Genomic DNA, 2918 nt, shown 5'->3' on the forward strand with positions numbered 1-2918 from the left:
GGAGATCGTGCGCCCGCCCGTATCCTTGAGCTGCGCGTCGAAGGCCGAGAGCGGAGGAACCTCCAGCGCCTGCGACTGGCGCTGCCGGGCCGGCAGCGCGCCGCCGAGCGCCGCGCGGCGCTGGCGCAGATAGGTCAGCTCGGGCGAGCCCTCCTCGAAGCGGATGAAGGGCACCTCGGCCAGCTTCTCGTCGGAGATCGGAAGCTGGAAGCGGTCGCGGAACTCGCGCAGCGACGTCTCGCCCATCTTCTTCTGCTGATGGGTGATGTTCTGGCCTTCACCGGCCTCGCCCATGCCGTAGCCCTTGACGGTCTTGGCGAGGATGACGGTCGGCTGGCCCTTGTGCTCGGTCGCGGCCTTGTAGGCGGCATAGACCTTGAGCGGATCATGCCCGCCGCGAACGAGCGCCCAGATCTGGTCGTCCGTCCAGTCCTTCACCATGGCCGCCGTCTCGGGCCTCTTGCCGAAGAAATGTTCGCGCACATAGGCGCCGTTCTTCGACTTGAAGTCCTGGTATTCGCCGTCGACCGTCTCGGTCATCAGCTTGAGGAGCGCGCCGCTCGTGTCGGCGGCGAGGAGCTGGTCCCAGCCCGAGCCCCAGATCACCTTGATGACGTTCCAGCCCGCGCCCTTGAACTGGGCCTCCAGTTCCTGGATCACCTTGCCGTTGCCGCGCACCGGCCCGTCGAGGCGTTGCAGGTTGCAGTTGATGATGAAGATCAGGTTGTCGAGATGCTCGCGGGAGGCCAGCGAGATCGCGCCGGTCGATTCCGGCTCGTCCATCTCCCCATCGCCGAGAAGCGCCCAGACCTTGCGGTTCGCGGTATCCGCGAAGCCGCGGTTATGGACGTATTTGAGGAACCGCGCCTGGTAGATCGCCATCAGCGGCCCGAGGCCCATCGAGACGGTCGGGAACTGCCAGTAATCGGGCATCAGCCAGGGATGCGGATAGGACGGGATCCCCTTGCCGCCCACCTCCTGGCGGAACTCCAGGAGCTGCTCCTCGGAGAGCCGGCCCTCGACGAAGGAGCGCGCATAGATGCCCGGCGAGACGTGGCCCTGGATATAGATCAGGTCGCCGCCGTGATTCTCGCTCGGCGCGTGCCAGAAATGCTGGAAGCCCGTGTCGTAGAGGAGCGCCGAGGACTGGAAGCTCGCGATATGGCCGCCCAGTTCCGAGGAGACCTTGTTCGCCCGCAGCACGATCGCCATCGCGTTCCAGCGGATGATCGAGCGGATCTTGTGCTCGATCGTCCGGTCGCCCGGATGGTGCGGCTGCTTCTCGACCGGGATCGTGTTCAGATAGGGCGTGTTGGCCGAGAACGGCACCGGCGCCCCGCGCCGACGCGCCTCGTCGATCACCTGGCCCAGAAGGAAATGCGCCCGCTCGGGACCCTCGACCTCGATCACGCCGTCGAGCGAATCCAGCCATTCCCGCGTCTCGGCAGGATCCGTATCGCGCGCCTGATCCATGTTCCCTCCCTTAAGGGCCTGTCTGTCTCGTTGCATGCTTATGGACGCGGCGCGCGGGGGGACGCAACCGGGATTCCGCTCGAAACGCAGAGAACTTGGGCTCTGGGGAACTTGCCTTTATTCCCCTGCCTTCGAGCTGAGCGGGGGCGTGAAAAAGGCCAACTATCCGCGGTTCTTCAAGTCGTCGAAGAACCACCCTACCGCCCAGCCGATGCAATAGATCACGGCAACTGTCGGCAAAAACAGCATCGCCCATACCACCAGACCGGGCAGCTGCTCCATGAGTGGGAATAGCCCGAGCTTCTCGGCTGCGGCAGCCGCGAAAGCGACCGGGAGCTGCTTGAGCACGAATGTGCCCTTTGGGTCTCCAACCCGGTTGCTCGCATAGACCCAGATCGCCACGGAGGCGAGCACATAGACCATGCAGAAAGCGAGACCTGCACGGCTCAACTTCATGGGGATGAGAGGGACTTCAGGAAGACTTCGGAATGACGGGCCGCCATGGCTTTTTCACCAGCCTCTAGGACGGGATTTACCGCAACCTTGTCGACCGAAGCCCTTCCGCGATGACTTCACATTTTATGCCCGTAGACAGGAGGACGGGTTCCTCGCTTTCCGCTAACCATAAATTAATTCCGGCTCCAATTTGGCTCACTTGCGAGGGTCCCGCATCAGTGAAGCCTCACTGCTACCTGTTGATGTGTGGGCACGTAGCCGATGTATTCGTAGCCAGAAATTTTATCAGACGAATTAAGATTCATCATTAATTCCTTGAATGCCTTATATTCATGCTCGCGCCAGCCTACGTAATTAAAGTATTCATCAAAAACAACGATCGTTCCTGGCCTTAACCTATAGCGACAGAGGTCTAATACAGTCTTTGTCGACGAATAGAGGTCACAGTCGATATGTAAGAACGAAATCTCCTCTGCATGCCTGCTTAGAAAGCTCGGAAGAGAGGCATCGAAATAGCCCGTGACCAATTCGACATTAGCCCGAACCTCCGGTGCCTGCCGGGCGAATGCGCCCTTCTTGAAATCAGGGCGCCAATCCTCGGGCAATCCCTCGAAACTGTCAAAGCCGTAGACGGTTGAGGAAAGCAGGGAGGCGATATGGTTGATCGTAGAGCCTGACGCAACACCGAATTCAAGCATTAATCCAGGAAAAGTTACGTTCTTTACCGCGTAAGTAAGAAGATCCTTGGCGTTGTTGAACGTCATGGATGATGAAAGGTTCTTCAGAGCGTAATCGGCGGAATCGGCGGCCGCCGCCAACCTCAAGAATTTGTTCAGATCGCCACCATCGAGCCGGGCACCACGAAGCCCGAAGAAAGCATTCAAGCGTTCATCGATTGCGCTACTGATCAAGGATTTCAATTTTTCTTCATCCATGGCGTAACTCCAGTTTCGGCTAGCAGGGTGTTGAAAAAGCCGCAGCCCGATATC

2 protein-coding genes and 1 pseudogene are annotated in these 2918 nt (G+C 59.8%); all 3 read right to left on the reverse strand.

The window, feature by feature from the left end; genetic code table 11:
- Positions 1-1473: pseudogene (gene aceE / locus PKD06_RS18645) on the reverse strand (pyruvate dehydrogenase (acetyl-transferring), homodimeric type); the annotation flags it as partial.
- A 162-nt stretch (positions 1474-1635) separates the two neighbouring features.
- Entirely contained in the window at positions 1636-1896 is a 261-nt protein-coding gene (locus tag PKD06_RS18650; RefSeq protein ID WP_324382791.1) for a hypothetical protein, read from the reverse strand.
- Positions 1897-2144: 248 nt separating this feature from the next.
- The coding region (locus tag PKD06_RS18655; RefSeq protein ID WP_324382793.1) for a class I SAM-dependent methyltransferase at positions 2145-2918 on the reverse strand (774 nt) is incomplete at its 5' end.

Origin of the sequence: Enterovirga sp., from assembly GCF_035325185.1 — a bacterium.
In the GTDB taxonomy this organism is placed as follows: Bacteria; Pseudomonadota; Alphaproteobacteria; order Rhizobiales; family Beijerinckiaceae; genus Enterovirga.

Excerpts from the sequence above, each read along its gene's own strand:
- PKD06_RS18650 (WP_324382791.1), bottom strand. The coding sequence starts at position 1,896 with ATGGTCTATGTGCTCGCCTCCGTGGCGATCTGGGTCTATGCGAGCAAC.